The 26,190-nt window shown below is 38.8% G+C and carries 21 protein-coding genes and 2 pseudogenes; 10 read left to right on the top strand and 13 right to left on the bottom strand.

Annotation, left to right across the window (positions count from 1 at the left end):
• Window positions 1–38 precede the first annotated feature (38 nt).
• The 3 genes from ACMGDK_RS11080 to ACMGDK_RS11070 all read left to right on the top strand — a co-directional run bounded on the left by ACMGDK_RS11080 (window position 39) and on the right by ACMGDK_RS11070 (window position 2,648).
• Window positions 39–287, top strand: a complete 249-nt coding sequence (locus ACMGDK_RS11080) for a NifU family protein (protein ID WP_002977212.1) — start codon at window positions 39–41, stop codon at window positions 285–287.
• A gap of 199 nt (window positions 288–486) precedes the next feature.
• Window positions 487–1,050: an NfeD family protein gene (locus ACMGDK_RS11075; protein ID WP_436808006.1), complete on the top strand. Its 564-nt coding sequence runs from the start codon at window positions 487–489 to the stop codon at window positions 1,048–1,050.
• Between the two features lie 29 nt (window positions 1,051–1,079).
• Window positions 1,080–2,648, top strand: coding sequence for a flotillin family protein (locus ACMGDK_RS11070; RefSeq protein WP_436808005.1), 1,569 nt, complete (start codon window positions 1,080–1,082; stop codon window positions 2,646–2,648).
• Window positions 2,649–2,849: 201 nt separating this feature from the next.
• Here the strand turns inward: ACMGDK_RS11070 and ACMGDK_RS11065 are convergent, their stop codons facing one another.
• From ACMGDK_RS11065 to ppk1, 5 genes are all read right to left on the bottom strand, one after another.
• Window positions 2,850–5,888: a choice-of-anchor I family protein gene (locus tag ACMGDK_RS11065; RefSeq protein ID WP_436808004.1), complete on the bottom strand. Its 3,039-nt coding sequence runs from the start codon at window positions 5,886–5,888 to the stop codon at window positions 2,850–2,852.
• A 187-nt stretch (window positions 5,889–6,075) separates the two neighbouring features.
• Window positions 6,076–6,231, bottom strand: coding sequence for a hypothetical protein (locus tag ACMGDK_RS11060; RefSeq protein WP_436808003.1), 156 nt, complete (start codon window positions 6,229–6,231; stop codon window positions 6,076–6,078).
• 4 nt (window positions 6,232–6,235) lie between these two features.
• On the bottom strand, window positions 6,236–6,880 hold the full coding sequence (locus ACMGDK_RS11055) for an NAD-dependent epimerase/dehydratase family protein (protein WP_436808002.1): 645 nt from the start codon (window positions 6,878–6,880) through the stop codon (window positions 6,236–6,238).
• Window positions 6,881–7,067: 187 nt separating this feature from the next.
• On the bottom strand, window positions 7,068–7,952 hold the full coding sequence (locus tag ACMGDK_RS11050; RefSeq protein WP_436808001.1) for a Ppx/GppA phosphatase family protein: 885 nt from the start codon (window positions 7,950–7,952) through the stop codon (window positions 7,068–7,070).
• A complete protein-coding gene (gene ppk1 / locus ACMGDK_RS11045; protein WP_436808000.1) occupies window positions 7,949–10,021 on the bottom strand; it encodes a polyphosphate kinase 1 in 2,073 nt (690 codons plus the stop codon). The genes ACMGDK_RS11050 and ppk1 overlap by 4 nt, the downstream gene beginning before the upstream one ends.
• Before the next feature lie 256 nt (window positions 10,022–10,277).
• Between ppk1 and dnaK the strand changes: the two genes are divergently transcribed.
• The 3 genes from dnaK (at window position 10,278) to ACMGDK_RS11030 (ending at window position 12,882) form a co-directional block, all read left to right on the top strand.
• The gene (gene dnaK / locus ACMGDK_RS11040; protein WP_436807999.1) at window positions 10,278–12,182 is read left to right on the top strand and encodes a molecular chaperone DnaK; all 1,905 of its coding nucleotides are present in this window, start codon (window positions 10,278–10,280) and stop codon (window positions 12,180–12,182) included.
• A gap of 204 nt (window positions 12,183–12,386) precedes the next feature.
• Window positions 12,387–12,557 (top strand): thioredoxin family protein, encoded by a 171-nt coding sequence (locus tag ACMGDK_RS11035; RefSeq protein ID WP_436807998.1) that lies wholly within the window; start codon window positions 12,387–12,389, stop codon window positions 12,555–12,557.
• Window positions 12,544–12,882 carry a hypothetical protein gene (locus ACMGDK_RS11030; protein WP_436807997.1) on the top strand — a complete coding sequence of 113 codons (339 nt, stop codon included), beginning with the start codon at window positions 12,544–12,546 and terminating at the stop codon, window positions 12,880–12,882. The genes ACMGDK_RS11035 and ACMGDK_RS11030 overlap by 14 nt, the downstream gene beginning before the upstream one ends.
• A gap of 345 nt (window positions 12,883–13,227) precedes the next feature.
• On the opposite strand, the gene ACMGDK_RS11025 is transcribed toward ACMGDK_RS11030, so the two are convergent.
• From ACMGDK_RS11025 to ACMGDK_RS11015, 3 genes are all read right to left on the bottom strand, one after another.
• Window positions 13,228–13,623 (bottom strand): DUF7674 family protein, encoded by a 396-nt coding sequence (locus tag ACMGDK_RS11025; protein ID WP_436807996.1) that lies wholly within the window; start codon window positions 13,621–13,623, stop codon window positions 13,228–13,230.
• A gap of 48 nt (window positions 13,624–13,671) precedes the next feature.
• Complete coding sequence (locus ACMGDK_RS11020) at window positions 13,672–13,803, bottom strand: hypothetical protein (RefSeq protein WP_436807995.1); 132 nt, start codon at window positions 13,801–13,803, stop codon at window positions 13,672–13,674.
• Window positions 13,804–13,884: 81 nt separating this feature from the next.
• The gene (locus ACMGDK_RS11015) at window positions 13,885–14,241 is read right to left on the bottom strand and encodes a DUF7674 family protein (protein WP_436807994.1); all 357 of its coding nucleotides are present in this window, start codon (window positions 14,239–14,241) and stop codon (window positions 13,885–13,887) included.
• Window positions 14,242–14,724: 483 nt separating this feature from the next.
• On the opposite strand from ACMGDK_RS11015, the gene ACMGDK_RS11010 reads away from it, so the two are divergent.
• Both ACMGDK_RS11010 and ACMGDK_RS11005 read left to right on the top strand, forming a co-directional pair.
• Window positions 14,725–15,738 carry a nucleoid-associated protein gene (locus tag ACMGDK_RS11010; RefSeq protein WP_436807993.1) on the top strand — a complete coding sequence of 338 codons (1,014 nt, stop codon included), beginning with the start codon at window positions 14,725–14,727 and terminating at the stop codon, window positions 15,736–15,738.
• A gap of 61 nt (window positions 15,739–15,799) precedes the next feature.
• On the top strand, window positions 15,800–16,762 hold the full coding sequence (locus ACMGDK_RS11005; RefSeq protein ID WP_436807992.1) for a hypothetical protein: 963 nt from the start codon (window positions 15,800–15,802) through the stop codon (window positions 16,760–16,762).
• 69 nt (window positions 16,763–16,831) lie between these two features.
• Here ACMGDK_RS11005 and ACMGDK_RS11000 read toward each other — a convergent pair whose 3' ends face one another.
• The 5 genes and pseudogenes from ACMGDK_RS11000 to ACMGDK_RS10980 form a co-directional block, all read right to left on the bottom strand.
• Complete coding sequence (locus ACMGDK_RS11000) at window positions 16,832–17,584, bottom strand: succinate dehydrogenase/fumarate reductase iron-sulfur subunit (protein ID WP_436807991.1); 753 nt, start codon at window positions 17,582–17,584, stop codon at window positions 16,832–16,834.
• Between the two features lie 12 nt (window positions 17,585–17,596).
• Window positions 17,597–19,513 (bottom strand): annotated as a pseudogene (locus tag ACMGDK_RS10995) (fumarate reductase/succinate dehydrogenase flavoprotein subunit).
• Window positions 19,514–19,523: 10 nt separating this feature from the next.
• Window positions 19,524–20,180, bottom strand: coding sequence for a succinate dehydrogenase cytochrome b subunit (locus ACMGDK_RS10990; protein WP_436807990.1), 657 nt, complete (start codon window positions 20,178–20,180; stop codon window positions 19,524–19,526).
• 16 nt (window positions 20,181–20,196) lie between these two features.
• The gene (locus ACMGDK_RS10985; RefSeq protein ID WP_436807989.1) at window positions 20,197–21,627 is read right to left on the bottom strand and encodes an anion permease; all 1,431 of its coding nucleotides are present in this window, start codon (window positions 21,625–21,627) and stop codon (window positions 20,197–20,199) included.
• Between the two features lie 21 nt (window positions 21,628–21,648).
• Window positions 21,649–22,809: pseudogene (locus ACMGDK_RS10980) on the bottom strand (porin).
• 568 nt (window positions 22,810–23,377) lie between these two features.
• On the opposite strand from ACMGDK_RS10980, the gene ACMGDK_RS10975 reads away from it, so the two are divergent.
• Both ACMGDK_RS10975 and ACMGDK_RS10970 read left to right on the top strand, forming a co-directional pair.
• Entirely contained in the window at window positions 23,378–25,567 is a 2,190-nt protein-coding gene (locus tag ACMGDK_RS10975) for an ATP-binding protein (protein WP_436807988.1), read from the top strand.
• A gap of 26 nt (window positions 25,568–25,593) precedes the next feature.
• Window positions 25,594–26,145 carry a biliverdin-producing heme oxygenase gene (locus tag ACMGDK_RS10970; protein ID WP_436807987.1) on the top strand — a complete coding sequence of 184 codons (552 nt, stop codon included), beginning with the start codon at window positions 25,594–25,596 and terminating at the stop codon, window positions 26,143–26,145.
• Window positions 26,146–26,190 lie beyond the last annotated feature (45 nt).

Genomic DNA, 26,190 nt, shown 5'->3' with positions numbered 1-26,190 from the left:
CAATTAAGTTTGAAAAAGCCGAATTGAACTAAAGAAATATGGAAACAAATATAACACACGAAGATACAGTAACGAGAGTAATGGAAGCTCTGGAAAGCATCAGACCGTTCCTGAATAAGGATGGAGGTGATATCGAGCTTATTGACGTGAAGGATAACCAGGTTTTTGTAAAACTTCTGGGGAACTGTTCCGGGTGTTCGCTGAATTTTTCAACCCTGAAACTGGGCGTAGAAAATACCATTAAGCAACATGCCCCGGAGATTGAAAAAGTAATCAATGTAGAGTAAAAATTACACGAAATATTTTTTAAAGACAGGTTTTTTCAGCCTGTCTTTTTTTGTGTTTTGATTTCCTGATAGCGTTCTTAAAAATTATATTTGAATTGGTATTTTAAAATCCTGCAAATTAATACATTATAGCAGTTTTTATATTGATTTTTATTGGCTTTATTGGTTTTTTTAATTATATTTGTTAAAAACGCATCTTATGTTTGAATTTCTGCAAAACTTGGAACCACTTCATCAGGGGTTCTGGTATACAGCCATAGCAGCCAGCTTTATCTTCTTAATTCAAACGGTTCTTACTTTTGTCGGAGGCCATGGAGATACAATACATTCTGATTTTAGCGGCGACAACCATGCTGACAGTCCTTTTCAGTTATTTTCTTTTAGAAACCTGATCAATTTCCTTTTAGGATTCGGATGGAGTGGTGTAGCCTTCTACGGCTCAATAGGCAGTAAATCGCTGTTGATCTTTGTTGCAGTGCTTGTAGGAGCCGGATTTATATTCCTGTTCTTTATTCTTATCATGCAGATCCTTAAGCTTACGGAAGACAATACATTTAAGATGGAAAACCTGATTGGAAGAGCAGGAGAAGTTTATCTTACCATTCCGGCAGATATGGGTGGCAAAGGCAAGATCACGATTTCTGTAAACGGAACCAGCCATGAACTTCCTGCGATGACAGAAGAAAAAGAAAATATTCCGTCCGGTGATTCTGTGAGGGTCACTTATATCTATGATAAGATCCTTGTCGTTTCAAAAATTTAATTCATTATCAACCATTATAAAAACTATTTATGGCAATACCAGGAAGTCTTATTTTAACATTAGTTATCGTACTTGTACTATTCGTCACATTTTTAGCCCTTATTTCGAGGTACAAAAGATGTCCTTCGGATAAAATTTTGGTTATTTACGGTAAAACAGGCGGTACCTCAGCAAAATGTATCCATGGAGGCGGTGCTTTTGTTTGGCCTGTTATTCAGGATTTTGCTTACCTTGATCTGAAACCTATTTCTATAGAGGCCAATCTTACCAATGCCCTGTCCAGACAGAATATCCGCGTGGATGTACCATGTAGATTTACCATTGCTATTTCTACAGAGCCGGATTCTATGGGAAATGCAGCGGAAAGATTATTGGGATTGGCTCAGGAGCAGATCCAGGAACTTTCTAAAGATATCCTTTTCGGGCAGCTTCGTTTGGTGATTGCCACGATGACAATTGAAGAAATCAACTCAGACAGGGATAAATTTTTAGACAATATTTCTAAAAACGTAGATACAGAATTAAAGAAAATCGGTTTAAAGCTGATTAACGTGAACGTAACGGATATCAGAGATGAATCCGGATATATTGAAGCTTTGGGTAAAGAAGCTGCAGCAAAAGCGATTAACGAAGCGATTATCAGTGTTGCCGAGCAAACAAAGATCGGGGAAACCGGAAAAGCAATTGCAGACAGAGAAAAAGACACTCAGATTGCTGAAACCCAAAGAGACAGAGACGTAAAAATTGCCATCACACAAAAAGATAAAGAGATCAGTATTGCAGCCGCCGTAAAAGATGAATCTATAGGTAAGGCAGAAGCTGAAAAAGAATCCAGGATTGCCACTTCATTAGCGAATTCTATCGCTGTAAAAGGGGAGAACGAAGCAAAAATTACGATCGCCAACTCTGATGCTGAAAGAAGGGAAAAAGAAGCTGAAGCATTGAGAATTGCCACAGCTGCCGAAAAGGTGCAGGCTGCACGATCTTTGGAAGAATCTTACCTTGCTGAACAGAAAGCGGAAGCCGCAAGAGCAGAAAGAGAACGTTCTACCCAGCAGGCCAATATTGTAGTTCATGCAGAAATTGCGAAACAGAAAGCCATTATCGATGCGCAGGCCGAAGCAGAAAAAATCCGACTACAGGCAAAAGGAGAAGCTGATGCTATTTTCGCAAAAATGGAAGCAGAAGCAAAAGGTCTTTACGAAATCCTGACCAAGCAGGCTCAAGGTTATGATAAAATAGTACAGGCCGCAGGAGGAGATACCAACAGTGCCTTCCAATTGCTGCTCATTGAAAAGCTTCCTGAATTGGTTAAAACCCAGGTGGAAGCGGTTAAGAATATTAAAATTGATAAAATTACGGTTTGGGACAGTGGAAACGGGCAGGACGGAAATGGTTCTACCGCTAATTTTGTTTCAGGAATGATGAAAACAGTACCACCTCTGAATGATCTATTTAATATGGCTGGTCTTAATTTACCCGAATATTTAAAAGGAAAACCGGATGAGGTTAAAACAGAAATTGTAACCGTTCCGGAAAAGAAAGAGAAAAAGAATTTTGATGATATGAGTCTGGAGCCTGAACCACCGAAAGCATAATATTAAAAATATTGAGGATAAGCCCCGGGCGGAAAGCGAAGCTTTCCGCCCGGGGCTTTTACTTCAAATTGTTATCATATTTTTGAATGACCTCTGTAAAATAATTTATAATGAATTTCACGAATTATTTTTATTTTAAATGTAATTACAAGTCAAAAAAGGCCCGGAATCCCCAGGCCTTTCAATCAACTCAATCATATTCTATTTTACAATAACCCTCTTGATGTGGCCCTCAGAAGTTTTCACAAGATAAACGCCTGCAGAAAGCTTTGAAGTGTCTATCGTTAAAGCATTTTTCTCCTTTCCGAGCATTTTACCTGACATATAGTACAGCTCATAATCCTGTGCCCTGTTGAAGTATAATGTATTTCCTTTCGTTACAGGATTAGGAAATACATTGAATGTCGCTCTATCTGTTTTTATTTCCCCGGTTCCTAACGTTGGTGGAGAAGCAACTTCATATATGGATAATGTTCCGCTGATTTCGTTAGCGATAATAATATAGCCTGTTGCGTTTGTCGTATTCCCTGGTGCAATGTAGGTAATACCTTCAGGTCCGTTATCACCGCCGTAAGCTGAAGTAGACCGGGAATGCTTATAATCTGTGAATACAGGATGATTAGGATCCGTAATATTATAAACCATTACCCCTCCGGTTCTTTCTAAAGTGATAAAAGCGTAAGTCTGTCCATTGATGGTAGCCAAGGCAACGCCTTCCGGTTCAGGACCTTTGGCGCGGCTTCTGTTTTTAACACCGTTGCTCTCATTATCAGCATTAAAAATAAGTGCATGCTTTGCGAAAATGTATCTTTCAAAACGGTCACCGCTATCATATACCAACTGTTTTGTATTTGCATTGAAAATAGAGAATGAACGTGCTCCCAAAGCTGAAATCTCTTCAAATTCTGAGTCTGCATCCGTATTACCTGTTGCGCTGGAAACCCTGAATCTTCCTAAGTTATGAGAAGCCTTTAGCATAGATGCCTGAGGAAAGAGAACAGGGTCCAATGTATAAGTATTGGCTCCTACCGTTGTTCTTTCACTGTATCCGGAAAGATCTTTTTCATCCCCTTCATTGGCTGTGACGATATAATTGGTAGTTCCTATTTTGTAGTTCTGCACTGCATCAGGAATGTAATAGGCTTTCACCGGCCAGTTGGCAATCAGTACCTCACCATTATTATCCGAAGCATCAAAACCGTTACCCGGTAGGCTCATATCTTTCTTACCCAATCCCCAGATTCCTGTAATTGCTTTTGTGGCTAAATTGATTTCGGCGATTGCATTATTTTCCTGCAACGTTACCCACGCTTTCTGACTGTCTGAACTTACCGTAACATATTCAGGTTCCAGATCCTGGGAAAGGGTATTGTTTGTTCTCACTTTTCTCAGTCCCGTTGCCATTAAAGCGGCTGTCTGAGAATCAAAACTGTTAAAATTAAGGGTTGTAACATTACTTTGCGTAAGGTTTCCTATACCACCCGAGATATCAATGATGCTGATCGTTCCCTCAGGATCAGTGGTATAGGCATCATTGGGCTCACCCTCATTAGCCGTGATCACTTTTGTTCCGTCCGGAGTGAAGGTGATCATATCAGGAAGAGCACCTACGGTTACCTGTTTCAGGAAGTTTCCGTTAATATCAAAAAAGACCACAGAACCGTTCTGTTGTGGATCTGCATTCGGAGAAGCCGTTGCAATGATTCCGTTTTTAACGGCGATACTTGTGATTCCTCCATAAGGGGCCATATTCACCGTTCTAACTACAGAAAGAGCATTAGGATTAGTAAAATCAATAATATCAAAAACATCTGTGATCGAACTGATGGTAAATAATTTCTGGCTGGCCGGGTCATGAACGACAATCTCCGTAGAACTGTTGTTATTTCCTGAAGGATCAAAACTTCCGACATAGTTCAGCTGAATCTGCCCTGAAGGAACCGGTGCAGGCTTATCATTATCCACAATATAAACAGTGGCTGTATTATCTCCGGAAATAGCCGTTCCGGATGGATTTTCAAGGCTTACCACGAAATATTCTGCTTGCTGTTCTTCCAGCGTATCATCAAGAATAGGAATATCTATAGTATAGCTTGTTGTAGAAGGTGTAATATTAATTGTCTGATTGGCTAAAGTGAAGTCATTGCTGTCTGCCGTACTGAACGGTGCCGGCTTTACCACAAGATTGACTGTAGCTGCGGAAGGATTGATTACATTGATCTTGAACGCCAGAGTTCCTGCATTTTCATTAACCTTAACGAAATTTTTATCCAGAGAAACCGTTGTTCCCGCTGTAGCAAAGGTACTGGAAGTTATTGTTGTTACTCCATTGTCGCTTAGATCTTCAACTGTATTGGGCTTTAAGGCCAGGTAATAGTTCTGTCCGGGAGTAAGCGCCGTTGTCGGAATTATTGTGATCTTGTTATTGTTAAAAGTTGTAGTGAAGGGAACCTGAGTGCCTGAAGCATTTCCAATACGGAATTCTACAAGGCTTTGTGCATTAGAATCGGTGATCGCGGAATTATCAGTAAGTCTTACATTTTCATTGAAAGAAATAGTTGGGTTTACCGAAATGGAAGCATTATTTGTGTTTTGAGTGGGAAAATAGGCTGTCGTTGGAGGTGTAGTATCTATTCCTCCGGTAGCGGTACCATCTACTGTAAAATTGTCAAAACGGTTATTTCCTCCCGTTCCACCTCCTGTGGCGGAAAATTCTACTTTTAATTTAAAATTCGGGTTATTGGAAGCTCCTGAAACAGTAGAAAAATCGAAAGTAATCAGTTGCGGGGCCGCATCCTGAGGATTAACGGTTTGATATGGAACAAAAGTAGTTCCATCCGTAGAATACGACCACGACTGAGTTCCTGCACCCTGCCCGGATCTTCTCGTTGTAAATTTTACAACGGTATTTTGATAACCTGTCGTTGGAAGATTGAACACTAAGGCTCCGCCAATAGGATTGTTGAATCTTAAATGGGTTCCGGAAGGATCTCCGTTCCGGGCATTGAAGTTATCCGTACTGAAGTTTTGTCCTGTACCGCCGGCAAAATCTATTTCGCTTGTTCCTCCGGCTATAGCAGCAAGAGATCCGCCCACCAAAGTGGAAGAAGGAGCCGTAATGGATGCTGCAGATGTATTATTGTTGAAATTCCAGTAATGGATAAGTGTCTGTCCGAAAAGTCCGCCCTGAAGGAAAAATGCGGCAATGACAGATCCTTTTAATAGGTAATTGTTGATCATTTTTTACTTGCATTAGATTTTATGCAAAAATGAACTTTATAGACTGCAAGTATTTTAATGGAATCTTAAGAAATGTTTAATAAACAGGTAACAGTTACGAAAAGGTAGAATAGTAAAGAGCATGATAAAATAGAAGAATTAAAAACAAAATTTACCAATCGGCATATCCGATTGTCTGTTTCTTTATTTATCTGGTCATCATGTTTCCCGGGATATTTGATGTTTTATCTGCCGAGTTTTTTCCTTCTAAAGGATGTTTCTGCATATATAAAAAACCTGAAACAGCCATTAAAACCAGAAGTATAAAAATAACAAGAACTATTCTTTTTAACATATCCTTCATATTGCTAAATTTTTAATGTCCCTAATTCCAAAGTAGATGTAGGATAGCCCCTAAGTACGGCATTGATCATTGCTCTACCCACTTCGTGTAAAGTTAATGATTTTGATGGTAATAAAACAGGAAAAAACCAAATAAATGGTTTAAAGAACCATTTCACATTAATTTGACCTTCAATGGGTTTCATGAATCCCGGACGGAAATTGAAGGTATTCCTGAAGCCTAGTTTTTTCAAAGCATTTTCTGTTCTGCCTTTTACTCTTGCCCACATCAGCTTTCCGCTTTCTGTACTGTCCGTAGATGTTCCTGAAACATAGTTAAAGACCATTTCCGGGTTTTGGTTCAGAACTGCTTTGGCGAAATGAAGCGTAGTATCGTAGGTGATCTTCGTATAATCTTCCTCGCTCATTCCTATGCTGCTGATCCCCGCACAGAAGAAACAGGCATCATAGCCTTTAAGCTTTTCATCATTAAGGTCGATAGATAAAAAGTCCGGAACCAAATATTCCTTAAGCTTGGCATGTGCTTTTCCGGAAGGCTTTCTGCTTACACTTAGTATTTCGGAAACATTGGGATTTTCAAGGCATTCCATTAAAACACCTTCACCTACCATACCGGTTGCTCCTGTAAGAATTATTTTGATCGGATTCATTCTTTTTCTGTTGATATTATGTATGACGTACTAACATTTAGTTTTACTTTAAATTTAAAGCAAAAATTCTACATCTCGGAAGATAATATTGATGGGCATCCTTATATGTAGTAACTTCGTTCGCAATGACATAAAAACAAAACCAGCCAATAGATGGCTGGTTTTTCAATAATATATAGTGAAAATTTTATTTCTTTTCGTGCAGCTGACTGTAGATATTGTGGATAAGCCCGTCAGCCACAGAAATTTTAGGAACAAATATCCTGTTGATATCAGACCATGACATAACATTATTAAAGATCCTTAAGGCATGAACCAAGACATCGGCTCTGTCTTCTCTGAGATTATGTTTGGTCATTCTTTCCTCTACAGAAAGCTCGTTAAACTCTTTATATACCTTTTTAAGGTGTGAAAGTGTCATCGGTTTTCCGTCTTTAGTCTTGCTCATAGAGAAAACCTTATTGATATTTCCTCCGGAGCCAATAGCAACAACAGGTCTTTTACTGACAATATTTTTTTGAATCTCATCCTTCATCTCCTGCCAGTTTTCCGGAGTTACCAGATTGTTCAGAAGGCGTATAGTCCCGATATTGAAGGATTTTTCATACACCATTTTTCCGTTTTCGTAAAAAGTAAGTTCTGTGGAACCTCCTCCCACGTCAATGTACAGATAGGCAAACTCTTTATCAAGACCTTCTGCTACATGATTTTCATAGATAAGGGTTGCTTCCTCGTCACCGGAGATGATCTCTATATTAATTCCCGAAGTCTCCTGAACCCGTTTGATGATTTCATTTCCATTGGAGGCATCACGCATAGCGCTGGTGGCGCAGGCGCGGTAATGCTCTACTTTATAGATCTTCATAAGATCGCTGAAAATTTTCATCGAATCGACAACCATTTTTTCTCTTTCCTCGCCAATCATCCCCATGGTGAACACATCCATGCCCAGCCTTAAAGGAATTCTTAAAAGATTAAGTTTTATAAATTCAGGTTTTCTGTTGCTGATCTTTACTTCATTGATCAGAAGTCTGGCGGCGTTGCTTCCTATATCTATCGCTGCAATCTTCATTTTTTGCTTGTTTTAGCTTTTAAATATTTGTAGGTTTCTATTTGAGAGCGGCATTCCTTTTTATCATTCCTCACATACTCGTTGCTCAATTTTTTGTCTAAAATACGAGCTTTTACGTTATCTCTCAACTGAATGTCGAGAATATCTTTCAATTCTTTCTTCAGTTCCTTGTCTGTGATCTTTGCCGCCCCTTCAATTCTGTAGTCCAGGTTTCGGGTCATCCAGTCAGCAGATGAGATGTAAAGGTCTTCTGCACCTTTATTATAGAAATACATTACCCTTGCATGTTCCAGATATTCGTCTACAATACTTATTGCCTTTATTTTTTCTTTAAATTCTTTTTGATTGACAGCGCAGTAGATTCCTCTTACGATCGTTTTTGTAACGACTCCGGCTTTTGCAGCTTCATAAAGTTTTTCAATAAGAGCTCTGTCACTCATGGAATTAGCCTTGACGATGATCTCTGCTCTTCTTCCTGCTTTTGCTTCTTCAATCTCCTTGTCAATATGGTGAACAATCTTTTCACGCATAAACTGGGGGCAGATCATTAAATTCTTACAGGTCTTCAGAACCGGAAGAAAATCATCTTTTGGTTTTTTCAGAACATTAAATACTTTATTGATATCTGCCATGATGCCACGGTCTGAAGTCATCAATAAATGATCACCATATATTCTTGCCGTTTTTTCATTGAAGTTCCCGGTGCTTACAAAACCATACTGGAGTGTTTTATTGTGTGCTCTTTTCTTGATTACACAGAGTTTAGCGTGTACTTTTTTATTCGGGAGGCCTACAAGTACGGTAATTCCTTCGGGCTCAAACATTTCTTTCCACTTAAGATTGGATTCTTCATCAAACCTTGCCTGAAGTTCCAGCATGACCGTTACTTCTTTGCCGTTTCTGGCTGCGTAGATCAGGGCATTGCTGATCTTTGAGTTGCTGGCAAGGCGGTAAGCAGTGATCTGTATAGACTTCACATCAGGATCCATCGCTGCTTCACGTAGAAGATCGATTACCGGATTGTATTTGTGGTAAGGAAAAGTAAGCAGAACATCTTTTTTTAAGATAACATCCGTCACTCTTTCTCCGTTTTCAAAAGCCTGATGGGTAAAAGAAGACCTTTCCTCTGGTCTTTCATACGTTTCAAAAACATCAGGAAAGTCCATAAAGTGCTTGAAATTATGAATTTTCCCTCCCGGAATAATACTGTCTTTTTTGGTTAAATTCAATTTTCGGATAAGAAGCTCCAGCAGGGCCTTGTCCATATCCTTATCAAAAACAAAACGGGTAGGCTTTCCTTTTCTTCTGTTTTTGAGTCCCTTTTCTATTTTTTCTGCAAAATTGGTACGAATGTCATTATCAAGATCCAGTTCAGCATCTTTTGTTACTTTAAAAGCATTGGCGGAAAATTCGTCATAGCCAAAGTAAGAGAAAATATGCGGGAGATTAAATGTAATGACATCTTCAAGCAGCATAACATTTTTTTCTTCCGGATCTTCTGTAGGCAGCAGGACAAATCTTCCTACAAAACGTGACGGAATTTCAATAATTGCATAATTGCTGGAATACTGCCAGTCTTTTTTTCTCATGGCAACACCCAGATAGAGGCTTTTATCCCTCAGGTAAGGCATCGGAGTATTTTCATGAAGAAGGATAGGGATCACATTGGATTCCACTACCTCATCAAAATATTGTCTTACGAATTCTTTCTGCTTGGCGGTCAGGTTTTTAGATGTTTTAATAGAAACCTTAAGACCAGCCATTTCAGCCTGGATATGCTTCCAGGTCTTATCAAAATTCTGCTGTTGCCTCATCACAATTTCATTGATCCGCTGAAGAATCTTTGAAGGCGGCTGATAGAAAGATTCAGCGATCACTTTTTCTTTAAAATCCATTGCCCGCTTTAATCCTGCCACGCGAACCCTGAAAAATTCATCTAAATTGTTGGAGAAGATTCCCAGGAAACGTATTCTTAAATGTAAGGGGACATTTTCGTCCATAGCTTCCTGTAAAACCCTTTCATTGAAAGCAAGCCATGTAATATCTCGCGGATTAAAGTGTACTGACATTCTAAAGTTTATATTTTATCAAAAATAGCAATTCGTAGAGTTTAATTGATATTTCTAAGGTTAAACTTTGATTAATTTTTTAAAACTCCCTATGTTCAAACTGTCTTGAATAGTACAATTTAACATAATCTGGCGGGCGTTGTTCACTCTGATTATTTTCTATTCTGTCATTTTGTCACAAAAAAGGATATGGTACAGATATTGAGAAATTGAGAGTGTAAATTAAAATATAAAAATTAGAAAAAATATAAATATTATGAGTAAAATAATTGGAATTGACTTAGGAACAACCAACTCATGTGTTGCTGTAATGGAGGGTAAAGACCCTGTTGTTATCCCTAACGCGGAAGGTAAAAGAACAACTCCATCTATTGTGGCATTCACGGAGGATGGTGAAAGAAAAGTAGGGGATCCTGCAAAAAGACAGGCTGTAACGAATCCAAAGAAAACTGTATACTCTATCAAAAGATTTATCGGAACTCATTTTAAGGAAGATGCTAAAGAAATTTCAAGAGTGCCTTATGAAGTAGTGGCAGGACCTAATGATACTGTAAAAGTAAAAATTGACGACAGAGAATATACACCACAGGAAATTTCTGCAATGACACTTCAGAAAATGAAGAAGACTGCTGAAGATTATCTTGGCCAGGAAGTTACAAGAGCGGTAATTACGGTTCCTGCATACTTTAACGATGCACAGAGACAGGCTACTAAAGAAGCAGGAGAAATCGCAGGTCTTAAAGTAGAAAGAATCATCAACGAGCCTACAGCTGCTGCATTGGCTTACGGTTTGGATAAGAACCATAAAGATCAGAAGATTGCTGTATATGACCTTGGAGGTGGTACTTTCGATATCTCTATCCTTGATTTAGGTGACGGTGTATTCGAGGTATTGTCTACTAACGGTGATACGCACTTAGGAGGTGATGACTTTGATGATGTGATCATCAACTGGATGGCTGATGAGTTCAAAGCTGAAGAAGGAGTAGATCTTAAAACTGATGCTATCGCACTTCAGAGATTAAAAGAAGCTGCTGAAAAAGCAAAAATCGAGTTATCTTCTTCTGCTCAGACAGAGATCAACTTACCATATATCACAGCTACGGCTACAGGTCCTAAGCACTTAGTAAAGACTTTAACTAAAGCTAAATTCGAGCAATTGGCTTCAGATTTAGTAAGAAGATCTATGGAGCCGGTAGCAAAAGCATTGAAAGATGCAGGTTTATCAACTTCTGATATCGACGAGGTAATCCTGGTAGGAGGTTCTACAAGAATCCCGATCATTCAGGAAGAAGTAGAAAAATTCTTTGGTAAAAAACCTTCAAAAGGAGTGAACCCAGATGAGGTAGTAGCTGTTGGAGCTGCAATCCAGGGTGGAGTATTAACAGGAGATGTAAAAGATGTATTGCTTCTTGACGTTACGCCACTTTCTTTAGGTATTGAAACAATGGGTTCTGTATTCACGAAACTAATTGAAGCGAACACTACGATCCCAACTAAAAAATCTGAGGTATTCTCTACAGCTTCTGACAACCAGCCGGCTGTAAGCATCAGAGTAGGACAGGGAGAAAGACCAATGTTCAACGATAATAAAGAAATCGGAAGATTTGATCTTGCAGATATTCCACCGGCACCAAGAGGAGTTCCTCAGATTGAAGTAACTTTCGATATTGATGCCAACGGTATCTTAAGCGTTTCTGCTAAGGATAAAGGAACCGGAAAAGAGCAGACGATCAAGATCCAGGCTTCTTCAGGTCTTTCTGACGAAGAAATCGAAAGAATGAAAAAAGAAGCTCAGGAAAACTCTGCAGCTGATGCTAAGAAAAAAGAAGAAGTTGAAATTTTCAACAAAGCTGACGGATTGATCTTCCAGACTGAAAAGCAGTTAAAAGAATTCGGAGAAAAATTATCTGCTGACAAAAAAGCAGCTATTGAAGCAGCTCACGGAGAATTGAAGACCGCTTTTGAAGCTAAAAATGCAGATGATGTGAAAGCTAAGACAGAAGCTTTAGATGCAGCATGGATGGCAGCTTCAGAAGAATTGTATGCGGCAGGACAGCAGGCTCAGGGCGCAGATGCCGGAGCAGGTGCTCAAAATCCTGGAGGTAATGCAGGAGGTGCTGATGATGTACAGGATGCAGACTTCGAAGAAGTAAAATAAGGATTAATAATCCCAGATTATAAAAAATCCCCGAACGTGAGTTCGGGGATTTTTGTTTTTTTTATTTGTATGTAATGGAATTATGATTTAACTAATCAGATATTCCCAGATATATCCTGTTTTACCTTGGTATCGCACTTTTATGTAAATTAGTATCAATAAATCCAAATCAAAATTTAAATGAAATTTTTTAAAATAATCCTCGTGGCTTCTTTTTTTCTGTTTCAGCTGAATGCTGCTCAGGAAAAGGCGGACATAGAATTGAATAAAGCTCTTACAGAAGCTAAAGCCCAAAAGAAAAATGTTCTGCTGGTATTCCATGCTTCATGGTGTGGCTGGTGCAAGCTGATGGAAAAGAAATATGAACCTTCCTGAAACAAAACCAATTTTCGATAAGAAATTTGTAACAGCTTACATTGATGTTCAGGAAAGAGGGGAAAAGAAAAAACTCGAAAATCTCGGCGGACAGGAACTGATGAACAGGTATAAAGGAGAAAATGCCGGACTTCCTTTTTGGCTAATACTAAATCCAACAGGTGAAGTGCTTGCCGATTCCTTTAACAGTAAAGGCGAAAATTTAGGGTCACCGGCAACTCCTGAAGAGGTTTCTTCGTTTCTGGCCAAGTTGGAAAAGAGTTCAAAAATGAATAAAGAGGAACTTCAGATTATCCAGAAAGTCTTTGTGAAAAAAGATAAATAAAAAGAAAACTCCCCTGGCAATTAGTCGGGGGAGGTTGTTCTCAGATCAAATAAATGTATGAAAGGATATTTCTATGATCTGATTACACATCGTCAAAATTTGTTAAGTTTTTATAATCAATAGTAGACTAATGATTAATATCTCCGATAATTGTCAAGCGTATCGGATAATTTAGCAAAAGTATGTATTTTACACCACTTAGTGAAATATAATTCAATAAAATGTCTGTAAAGCATAGCACTCTTTCCGCTATATCTCCGCTTTGCCATATTACTTGGGAAAAATCAAATGAAAAGCTCCTCAGACAAGATGCCTGAAGAGCCTATTTACAAATTAAATTATTTCTTACTTACCGAAGAAAATCTCATCCTGCTTCTGCTGCTCATTATAAATAAGCTGAAAATTATCTGGCATGTTCTGATAAAGAAGCTTCCATTGCTGAATCTTGGAATGCTTTTTAAAGCTCTCCAAGGACCTTACAAACAGGTTTTCAATGATGGTTCTTACATAAGAATCACCGTTTCTGTAGATCCAGTCCATCAGCTTGATGTGATGTGCTACGATATAGATTTTCGATTCCTGCAGCATATCCTTTAAATAATTGATAGTAGCCTGAATAATACCGGCGAAATTTTCCTGCACAGATAGCTGAGTGATTTCTGTTCGGAGTGGCGGATAGAAAAATTTTAAGTATTCAACGGCTATTTTTTTATTGATAGCCTGCATTTTTACTTTCATCATAACTAATATTTTTCAGTACTTATCTTGCAGCCAAATGTGTACCAAAATTTACAGCATGGCAGCAATTATAAAAACCCCTATGATCACAGCAATGTGAGTAAGTAATACCTCTGTATTATGCCTGTTAGTCGTTGTTTTCAATGTTTTCCAGTCGGAAATTCTTCTGATTTTTGTTTTCATAACCTATTGATTTTTAGCTGTTATGGTTTTTAGACAAAATGTGAGTTTGTAATGAAACACATAAAAAATGTAATAAAAAATTTATATACCGTGATTATAAATCTGGTTGGAGTAGACCTGCTGTAAGTCCTTTGAAATGTGGCTGAAAATCACTTTTCTGTATTCTCCACTACAAAAAGATGTAAAATTGTCCAGAGAATAAATGAAAATTCCTTCTATTGCATTTTTTAAATCATTATCTCCTTTTATGTAAATTTTGTCCATTTTTTGAAGACTTTTAAATAAAATATTTCTGTCATTCTGACGGACCATGCTTTTGATACGTTCCGTGAAGGTTCGGATCACACTGTACGGGTTCCGCGGAGTATTTTCCGTAAGATCATTTTCAAAGTCGGGAATGATCTCTGTAATTTCCCGGATGGCTTCTGAATAGTTCATAGGTTTAATGATTTTGTTCTAAAAGTTTAATGATAGCTCCAAAGATGAAAATGGTCAGGAAAGCTATGAATAGCATATGGTAAGGTTTCAGCCACTTCGGAGTCTTAGGTCCTTTGCTTTTTAACCTTCTTAATTTGTCAATGCGATTTAACGTGTTCAAATCCATATTGTATGTTTTGAAGATAATGATGCGAATGGCGTTCCTTTGAAAATGAATTTTATTTAATTGGCTTTAAATCAATTGCTTGTGTATTTTTTGTGAATTGCCAAAATCTAAAAGACCTGTCAAAATGATAAGCTTTTTATCAAAATGAAATGAAGAGAACATATTTTTTATTTTCAAACATTAAGAAAGAATAAATTTTAAGAATATTAAAAAACACTTACTCTAGCGGGAATTTCCCCCAAACATCAGGCAGATTATTTTATTTATATGATGGAAAGAATAGAATGAATATCTTTGCACTCCAAATTATTCAGGACATGTTTTCAAAAATTATAGTACACAGAGTAGGAAATAAAATCAACGGAGAATCTTTAACGCTGTCTCAGGAAGAGCTGAAGCTGGAAGAAGGAATGGCAGAATTGCTTGAAGACTACTTTTTAGGCTCTTTTAAATCAGAAGAAACCTTCAATTTTTATAGTGACACGTATCTGGTTAATAATCCGGTATACAGTTCCGTATCCGAAATCTTTGAAGACAAAGCCAAATTCCTTTGGGAATCTGAAAATATTGCAAAACATCTGTTTGAGGCGGCTGAAAATCCTAGAGTTCAGGGTGGAGAACTGTTTATCGTACTTTTTGAAGAAGAAAGTGACCGTCCGGATAAAGTAGATAAGATTGGAATCTTTAAAACCGAAAAGAGAGAGTCTTTCCTGAAAATTTCTCCCCAGGAAGAAACTTTTGACATTGAAAAAGACCAGGGAATCGGTTTGTCTAAAATTGATAAGGCAGCTTTGATCTATAACAATAATAAAGAGACCGGATATGTACTTTCTGTAGTTGATAATAACAAAAACGGAGATATGTACTATTGGTTCGAAGATTTCCTGAAAGTAAAACAGCGTGACGACGAATATTTTCATACCCAGGAAGCTTTGATGGTTTACAAAGATTATATCACGAAACAGCTTCCTCAGGAATTTGAAGTTTCAAAGGCAGACCAGGCAGATTTCTTAAATAAATCCATCAACTTTTTCAAAGAAAAAGAAGAATTCAAGCTGGACGATTTTGCCAATGAAGTATTGGGAGATCAGCATGTGATCGAAAGCTTCGTAAACTTCAAAACCGATTACGAACAGGATATGCAGGTGAATATTGCGGAAGAATTCCCGATCAGTGAAGCTGCTGTAAAGAAAACCCAGCGCCATTTCAAAAGCATCATTAAACTTGATAAAAATTTTCACATCTACATCCACGGCGACAGACAGAAGCTGGAAATGGGTGAGGACGATAAAGGAAAATACTACAGACTTTACTTCGATAAAGAGGTGTAAAAAGATGTCTCCCGTTCAATAATAATATCATAACTTTATTGCTGATTACAAAATAGCAGCTATGAAATTTATGATCATTTTCTGGGGGATTTTTCTCTTTTTTTTCTGCATTCCTTTTCCGATTTTCATTTATATGATGAGTGAGGAACTCGCAACAGAACCGAGAAATTCATTAGCTGTGAGCTATGGATATCTCGGTTTTTCTTTCCTCATATGGTTGTATGTGATTATCTTCTTTATCAATATCCTTTTTATAAAAACCTTTAAAGAGAAGAATACTATTCAGTCTATACTGCGGAACGGAATTCCGAGAGAAGCAAAAATCATTAACTATAAACTTCTGAAGCATATTCCGAAAACCAATATGAATATCATTCAGATTGTTCTTTCATTCCCTAATCTCAGAAATACATTGATTGAACATGAAATGATGTTTCACGACTCCAAGCCACAGGAAAAAAGGTTTGATGTCGGAAATAAGATAAAAGTACTGTTAAATCCCAAAGTATCACAGGAACCTTATTTTATTTTAAGTGATCAGAAAGTTACGTTCAATACTTCCGGAATTGTTTTAAGAATTGTATTTGCCGTATTGATGATTGCTTACGTAATTGGACTCTACTATTATTTTTATATGCGGGAATCCTTTGATTTTGGCTGGAGATTTCTGACCTTCATGCACCCGATTATTTTCAGTGGAGTGATGACCCTTATTTATGTATTGGTTTTTCAGTTACTCGTTAGCAAACTCTTTAACAATAAAAAAGAAGAACGTATCCTCTTTTCAGGAAGAAATGCTGAAGCCAATATCATCAGTGTAAGCCAGACAGGTCTTCTTGTAAATGATCAGCCTCAAATTATGTTTCAGGTAAGCTTTAAAGATTTCAGAGGAACTGAACAAATTGCTGTTTACAAGAAAATTGTCAGCCTTTTGAATCTCTCTTCTGTCCCTAAATATGGAACTATTGAGATCATGTATGATGAGAATGACCCGAAGAAGATTATGATCCCTAAAGGATTTTAAATTAAATAGAAAAAAGTAAAAGGACGAATTTGCCAATTTACAAATTCGTCCTTTTTATCTTTTACCTATTTATCTTTTTCGCTTAAAGAACAGTGCCCTGCTATATTCATAATTCATTCTTGCGATATTCAATACAGAAATTCCCTGGGGACATTCCACTTCACAGGCTTCCGTATTGGAGCAATGCCCGAAAAGTTCATGATCCATCTGGGTAACCATATTCAGGACACGTTCGCTCCTTTCCTCCTTACCCTGAGGGAGAAGGACCATGTGAGTGATTTTTGCAGAAGTGAATAAGGCAGCGCTTCCGTTTTTGCAGGTGGCTACACAGGCACCACACCCGATACAAGCGGCAGAATCAAAAGCTTCCTCAGCTGTTTGGTGAGTGACCGCAATCGCTGTGGCATCAGGAGCCTGACCCGTATTCACCGATACAAATCCGCCTGAAGAAATAATTCTGTCAAAAGCCGATCGGTCTACTTTAAGGTCTTTCTTTACCGGAAAAGCCTCTGCCCGGAAAGGCTCGATTAAAATAGTTTCACCGTCTTTGAAAGACCGTAAATGAAGCTGGCAGGTTGTTGTGTTTTTTAAAGGTCCGTGGGCAATTCCGTTGATCATCATGCCGCACTGCCCGCAGATCCCTTCACGGCAGTCATGATCGAATTCTACAGGTTCGTCGCCCTCCATAATGAGTTTTTCATTTAAAGTATCCAGCATTTCCAGGAAAGACATGTGGGGATTCAACTCTTTCAGATCATAACTGACCAGTTTTCCTTCACTTTGTTTGTCTTTCTGTCTCCATATCTTAAGATGTAAATCCATAATTTCTGTTTTTTATTTGTAGCTTCTTACTGTTGGCTGTATTTCTTCAAATATCAGCGGTTCCCTGATCAGTTCAGGTTCGGTATTTTCACCTTTCCATGCCCAGGCGGAAATAAACTGGTATTCAACATCATTTCTTAAAGCTTCTCCGTCCGGAGTCTGAAACTCTTCCCTAAAATGGGCCCCACAAGACTCATTTCGGGTTAAAGCATCATAGCACATCAGTTCCCCGATCTCGAAATAATCGGCAACGCGACCTGCTTTTTCAAGTTCTGAATTCATCTGGTCTCCCTGTCCGGAAACCCGTACGTTTCTGTAAAATTCCTGTTTTAATTTTTTGATTTCTTCTATTGCATATTTCAGTCCATCTTCATTTCTTGCCAGACCGCAGTAATCATATAAAAGTTTTCCTAAGGTTTTATGGAAATAATCAACCGTTTTGGTTCCTTTGATATCCATGAAACCCTGGATCTGTTCTTGAACGGCTTTTTCTGCCACATCAAACTCAGGAGCATCAGGTGAAATTTTTCCGGTATGGATTTCATCAGCTAAATAATTGGCAATAGTATAAGGAGCAATAAAATAGCCATCTACAGAAGCCTGCAGCAGTGAATTTGCTCCTAATCTGTTAGCTCCGTGATCCGCAAAATTAGCTTCACCCAAAGCAAAAAGTCCCGGAATAGTGGTCATCAACTCATAATCAACCCAAAGTCCGCCCATTGAAAAGTGAGCGGATGGAGAGATCATCATCGGTTCATTATAGGCATTGTATCCCGTGATTTTAAGATACATATTAAATAGATTTCCATATTTTTCCTGAATCTTTTCCTTTCCCTGTTCTCTGATTGCTTTGGAAAAATCTAGATAAACAGCATTTTTCAAAGGTCCGATTCCAAAGCCGGCGTCGATTCTTTCCTTGGCAGCACGGGAAGAAATATCTCTCGGAGCCAGGTTTCCAAAAGCAGGATACCGGCGTTCCAGGTAATAGTCTCTTTCGTTTTCCGGAATATCATTGGGAGGTCTGGTTTCATCAGCTTTTGAAGGAACCCAGATCCTCCCGTCATTACGCAATGATTCTGACATCAAGGTTAACTTAGACTGATAATCTCCGGATTGCGGAAGGGAAGTAGGGTGTACCTGAATCCAGCTTGGGGAAGCCATTAAAGCGCCTTTTTTGTGAGCCCGCCAGATCGCAGAACCGTTGCATCCCATAGCCAAGGTTGACAGATAGTAAATTTTCCCATAACCTCAGGTTGCCAGAACAACCGCATGTGCAGCATGTCTTTCAATTTCCCCGGTATCTAAATTTCTGACAATAATTCCCCTTGCTTTGCCATCGATCACGACCAGATCAAGCATTTCATGTCTGGAATATAGCTGTACGGATCCTTTTCCAACCTGTCTCATCAGTGCCTGATAGGCTCCCAGAAGCAGCTGTTGCCCGGTTTGTCCTCTTGCATAAAACGTCCGGCTCACCTGAACGCCACCGAAGGAGCGGTTGTTGAGGTAGCCACCGTATTCACGCCCGAACGGGACACCCTGCGCTACAGCCTGATCGATGAGGTTTAAAGAACACTCTGCCATGCGGTAAACATTGGCTTCGCGGGCTCTGAAATCTCCTCCTTTCAGCGTGTCTGCAAACATTCTGTAGACGCTGTCGCCATCGTTTTTATAATTTTTAGCGGCATTCACGCCACCTTGCGCGGCCACGGAATGGGCTCTTCTCGGGCTGTCCTGGAAGCAGAATGATTTCACATTGTAGCCCATTTCACCCAGAGAAGCAGCAATTGAACTTCCTGCCAGCCCGGTTCCTACCACAATAACGTCCAGCTTTTTACGGTTGGCAGGATTGACGAGCTTAGCTTTCTTTTTATAGTTGTCCCATTTTTGTTCCAATGGGCCTTGAGGTATTTTTGAATTTAAGATCATAACTTTCTGTTTAGTTGGCAGTGAAGAATACGTAAACCGGCATCAGCGCAAAACCTATGCTGATAATGACTGAGTAGACAATTCCGGCCGTTTTGAACCATTTCACAAACTTAGGATGGTATAATCCCAGTGTTCGGGCTGCACTGTGAATTCCATGAATCAAATGATAGCATAAAGCTCCCATTGATACTACGTAAATGATAACGTACCACCATTCTTTGAAAACCGTTACGACAAGAATGTACAGATCCTTATTTCCGTTGTTATCCAGCGGTGGGTTTCCAAATTTGTAGACGTACCAGAAATTCTGGAAGTGGATCACCAAAAAGATCAGAATCAGCGTCCCCAGAATTCCCATATTACGGGAATACCATTTACTGGCTCTTCCACGTCTTTCCGACTGGTAACTGCCTCCCGATTTTTTATTTTTTAAGGTAATGACCAATCCGTCCAGGGCATGCAAAATAATGCTTGTATAGAGAACATACGAAACTATTTTGATCAGAATATTTCCGGACAGAAAATGTGAATAGGCGTTAAACTGTAAATGCGCCTGCTCCGGCGGAAGAAACAGCTGGAGGTTTCCCAAGAAATGGATCAACAGGAAGAAGCTCAGGAATAATCCTGTAAGGCACATCAGCATTTTTCTTGACAAGGTTGACAGCATATTTTTGATTTAATGATTAATAATATCCTAAAACTTTCATCCACAATCCTCCGACTACCATATAGATGATGAGTAACACAATTCCGATTTCAAGACCTCTCAGCCACCAGGCTTTCAGTTCGACATAACCGCTTCCGTAGAATACCGGAGCAGGACCATGGCCGTAATGGGTAAGCACCCCGTAAATTGAGCCTAAGAAACCAAGCATCATCGCCAGTAACATCGGCGGGATTCCTAAAGAAACACCAACTCCTAATAACGCTGCATACATTGCTGCCACATGAGCTGTTGCACTCGCGAAAATATAGTGACTGAAAAAATAGACAACAATAATTACCGGAAAGGCAACCTGCCAGCTTAATCCGCCTATTTTTACTTTAATCAGGTCACTGAACCAGCCGATGAAACCAAGTTCATTCAGAGAACTGGCCATCATCACCAGAACCGCAAACCAGACGATGGTATCCCAGGCTCCTTTTTCCCCTTTGATATCTTCCCAGGTCAGTACAGAAGTAAGAAGCAGCATGGTAAGTCCGATGAAAGCCGTTGTAGTGGCATCAATTGAGAGTGCTCCTCCAAATATCCAAAGGGCTAAAAGAATAAAGAAAGCCAATAGCATCAGCCATTCATTTCTGGAAATAGGCCCCATTTCTTTTAGTTTCTGAGCGGCCATTTTTGGAGCATCCCCTGTTTTTTTAAGTTCAGGTGGATATAATTTGTATAAAACTAAAGGAACGACAAAAAATGCTACCAATCCCGGTACAAAACCGGCAGCCGCCCATGACATCCATGTGATATTGATTCCGAGGTTGGCTGCAAATTTCTGACACATCGGGTTACTCGCAGTTCCGGTAAGGAACATGGATGATGCGATAAGGTTCATATAATAACTGTTCAGGGTAAGGAAAGAACCCAGTTTTCTGTGGGTTTCCGGTTTTTCAGGAACAGAATCAAAACTGATGGCCATAGATTTCATAATCGGATAGATGATTCCGCCACCTCTTGCGGTGTTACTCGGAATGGCTGGAGCTAAACAAACATCTGCAAGTCCAAGCCCATAAGCCAGCCCCAGTGAGCTTTTACCGAAGATTCGGATGAATAAAAAGGCAATCCGGTTTCCCAATCCTGTTTTGATAAATCCCCTGGCGATAAAGAATGAGATCCCGATCAGCCAAATTACTTTATCCCCGAATCCGGAAAGTGCTTTTGTGATTGATTTTCCTGCATCTCCGGGAGCCACCACCTGGGTAAGAGCTGTAAATGCAATAGCCATCATACACATGGTTCCCATAGGGGCCGCTTTAAGGATAATCCCTAAGATGGTTGCTGCGAAAATAGCAAACAGGTGCCATGCATTTTCAGCAACTCCTTCCGGGGCGGGAATAAACCATATGATCAACGCAACGGCAAAGGTTATCGTGATATTTGTGATATTAATTTCTTTCATGATCTATAAATATTTAAGCGGTTAAAATCTACTTTGTACCTGAACAATGAACAGATTGCTGTTGTATTGTGATGTGTTTTCTACCTGATGTTTGTAACGGTCGAACTGTACGCCCAGCTGAATTCTTGCGCCGTAGTTTTTCAGGAACTCCAGTCCGAACATCGGGGTGATGGTTTGTCTTGGATTAGAATTAAGTCTGAAATTGGTATCCAGATATTCATAACGGCAGGACAGTTCAAAAGCACTGAGGTTTTTATGATTAATCTCGTACCTTACATTTGGAAGGAAATAAGCACCACGGATCAGATATTGGTCAGGGTTGGAGGGTCTAAGTTCGGGATCGAGGGTATTGTAAAGGACATGATTGGTCGCCTGTTTGGCTTCCAGCTGCATATCAAGGCTCCATTTCGGGTCAAACTGGATCAGCGAGCTAAGGTCAATTCCTACCGCATATACTTTTTTGCTTAAAACCTCACCGATACCTCCGTTCAGCCCGACATTGAAATTGTATTTTTTCGAAAGACCGAAAACCAGTCTCGTAGAATACTGCTTCCCATTATCGTTGTCATTGATCTGATTCTTTCCATTTCCATTAACTACAGAAACCGCATACTGGAAAGGGATTTTCCCCAGCTAAAGCTGTCCGGTAGCAGAAAGACCAATCTGAAAGCTCGTCCAGCCTAATTTTCCGAATTCTGTATATTGATTGGACCAATCCAGAGATTTGATAATGTCAATAGGATATGTCTCTTCAATCCCGAACCATGGTCTGAACTGCCCGACAGTCAATGCTAACTTAGGGTTGAAAGTATATTTCAGATACGCATTTTCAAGAACTCTGCTTTTGGGGTCGTTTTTAAAGTCAGCAAAATTGGCGAGCGCCACGACTTCAGTTCTTTTGCTGATTTGGGCACGCACCTGGACCCTCATATATTTGAGCATAAAATTGTTGCCGGTTCCTGATCCGTCCGCATGATGCAGACCGTTCACATCAACATCTTCGGTCATACCTACGAGGTAGCGTGCCTGAAAAAGTCCTTTGATCTGAAGCACAGGGTATTTCACATGGTCTTCTTCGTGCTTTTCGGGGCGGAGTGAATCCTGGATCTGCGCATTGATTGAAAAAGAAGCCAGTAAAGCGCATAGTAGCAGGCTTCTCTTTTTTTGTGAAAAAAGGGTCATAGTACTTGTGTTTAATGAATTATTATTAAAAGTCCTGGGAATCTGAAAGGCACTTGCTCCAAATCATGGAATAAGTAGTAATCATTGTATTTTCGGGATTTTTGTGGACTTTGCGTATGCTAGCCTCATCATTGATTCCGGTTCTTAATAGCCGGACAGGAGTGAGGATTATTAAAGGGAACTTTTTCATAGTCATGTTATTTGAATTTTAATGATTATTTCATTGAAAATAATGTAAAAGAATTCAATATTTTCTAAATGTATTCATTATTTGGTGATATAAATTTAATAAATTTTGCTTAATTAACATAGTTATTTTGGTGGTAATACAAAATTTATGTGATGAATCATGATTAGAAAATTCAACTTGATTTACCACAAAATTTTTAGTATATTATAAATTAATCTATTAATCGATATTGAAAAAAAATGGTATTTGAGCTGAAAATCAGATCAATTATGGCTGTTGGTTACAGGAATAACGGCGCTTTATGGGCTTCCGTGATTTAATACCACAAAGTAATATGCCGTTAAAAAAATCGTTATATTTGATAGATCAAAGAAATATATGAATTTTGTAGAGTGTCATGAGGAGCCCATCCATATTCCTGGGTATATACAAAGTTTTGGATACCTGATTGGCCTTGATGCAGAATCTCAATCCATCACTTTTTTCAGCCAGAATATTACGGATATATTCAGAATCGAAAATGCAGAACAGCTTTTTGGAAGAAACCTTGTGGATTTTCCTGAAATCTTCCATACTGTTATTGATTCTGATCTTTATATTTCTTTGCGGGACTTTACGAGAAGAGAAAATGAGACCCATTTCGATAAGGTATTTATTGGTGGGAAAGAATATCATTTTTCTGTTTTACGAAGCGGCAAACACATTTTTCTTGAATTTGAAGCTGTACTGGAAAATCCCAATAAGCGTATTTCTAATAAGTATGACAATTTTTATGTTATAGATAATGAAAAGGATCTGTGGGAACAATTGCTAAGTACACTTTCTAAAATTGTGAATTATGACCGGATGATGGTTTATAAATTTATGATGGACGGTTCGGGAAAAGTGATTGCAGAAAGGAAGAATGATACTATGGAGAGCTACCTGGGGCTTTATTATCCTGAATCTGATATTCCAAGACAGGCCAGAGCGCTTTATTTAAAGAAAAGAAAAAGAATATTCAGTAATGTATATGCTGAAACAGTTCCGCTGATAAGCAGGACAGATGAAAATATTGACCTTACTTTTGTAGCTTCAAGAGGAATGTCGCCTGTCCATGGGCAGTATATTAAAAATTCCGGAGCTTCTTCCAGCTTCAGTGTGTCTATCATTATCGAGGATCATCTTTGGGGTTTGGTTACCTGCCAGAATTCGGAGGCCAGGCATATTGATCTTGAAGACAGGGTACAGGCGGGAATTTTTACGGCTTTGGCTTCCAATGCCTATTCTTCATTCAAATCTAAAAATGAACTGAAATACCGTCTGGAACTGAACGAAAAATCGTCACAGCTGAAAGCGGAATTTTTAAAGCATAATAATCTTTTTGATTCACTAGCAGATAATAAGGGAAAGATAAGAAAGCTGCCAGAAGCAGACGGTTTAGCTATTATTTCGGAAGGAAATACAGTTACTGTTGGAGTGGTTCCTGAAAACAGGATTATTGATGCCATTGCACATTGGGCTCTTGAGAATACTGCTGACAGTATTTTTGTGAGCAGAAGCTTCCTTAAAGACTATGGAGAGGAACTGGGGCTGGATGAAAATGCGGCAGGAATCATTATTTATTTTATTGAGAGAAGCAAAAAAGAAATGCTGATCTGGTTTCGTAAAGAATTTGATGAACATATCGACTGGGCGGGAAAACCCGAGAAGAAAGTGGAGGTATTATTGCAGGATGGTAAGGAAATACAGATTGTTTCGCCAAGAACCTCTTTTCATATTTTTACGGAAAATATCAAAGGAAACTCAAAGAGATGGAATTCCAGAGATATCGTTTCGGTACAGGCCGTCCGCGATGTGATCCTGGAAACCTCGCACAAACAATATAACGCGATCAAAGCGCTGAATAATGAGCTGAGAAAGGTAAATGAAGAGCTTGACAGCTTTTCATACACGATTTCTCATGATCTGGGAACACCTTTAACGGTAATGAAGCTGAATGCACAGATGCTGCTTGCTAATTTTGAAAAAACGGAAAAAAATAAAAATAAGCTGAATTCTATTGTTGAAGAAATTGACAATATGGCAGAAATGATGCATGATGTACTGCAGCTCAGCCGTGCCAAGCACAGCGAGATAGAGCTGGAGCGCCTGCAGCCTCTTAATATGATCCAGAAGATATCGGAAAATGCAAAGATCACTTTTGACAGTCCGAAAAGCATAATCACTGTTAAAGACTGTCCCGATGTACTTGCAGATAAAACAATGCTTCATCAGGTATTTTTAAATATCATTAATAATGCTGTAAAATATTCATCTCACCAGGAAGAACCGAAGGTGGAAATCCGGGGAACTGAAGAAAGTAATACTGTTGTATACAGAATTTCCGATAACGGTATTGGAATTCCTGAGCAGGAAAAACATAAAATGTTCAAGATATTCAACAGGATGGATAATGCTAAAATATTCAAAGGAAATGGGGTAGGGCTGTCTATTGTACACAGGATTATGAAGCGGATTGGAGGAAATGTGGATTATGAGAGCAATAAAGAGGGTACTTGTTTTATTTTAACGTTCAAAAAACCGTAAATTTGGGAAACTTTAAACCCTTATTTATGGTATCAGAATATCTTAAGCAAAATACAGCGGAATATCACGATGCTGCGGAGAAACTTTTCAATTCTGAAAAAATTTTTAATAAGACCTTCACATTAGAAGACTATAAAAAGATCATCAATACGAATTATCTGATGCTTCTTCACAGTGAAGATAAAATATTCCGAAGTCTTTCTGATAAATATTCGGAAAAACTTCAGCTCAAAAGCAGAAAGAAGCTTTCCCTTATTGAAAAGGATCTTGAAAGCCTTTCTCTGGAAAATCAGGATGCTTCCCACCATCTTGAATTTACCAATGAACATGAAGCTTTGGGAGCCATGTACGTGATCGAAGGTTCTACTTTAGGTGGAAATGTGATTGCCAAACAACTTTCTAAAACAGAAGGTTTTGATGAGGTGACCTTCAATTTCTTCGGATGTTATCAGGAAAATACGGGCTCTATGTGGAAAAACTTTAAAGAGGTTTTAGATACTGAAGTTACCGAGGAAAATTACAATGAAGTCCTGTCGGGAGCAAAAAAACTATATACGTTTTTACTGAACGTCAATTAATTTCAACGAAGCCTAATTAAATTCCTGAAAAATTGCCCACATTTT

It is taken from the genome of Chryseobacterium hilariae, assembly GCF_051400735.1.
GTDB lineage: Bacteria > Bacteroidota > Bacteroidia > Flavobacteriales > Weeksellaceae > Chryseobacterium.
The sequence above is the reverse complement of the archived record's forward strand: the minus strand, read 5'-3'. Positions and strand labels throughout refer to the sequence as shown.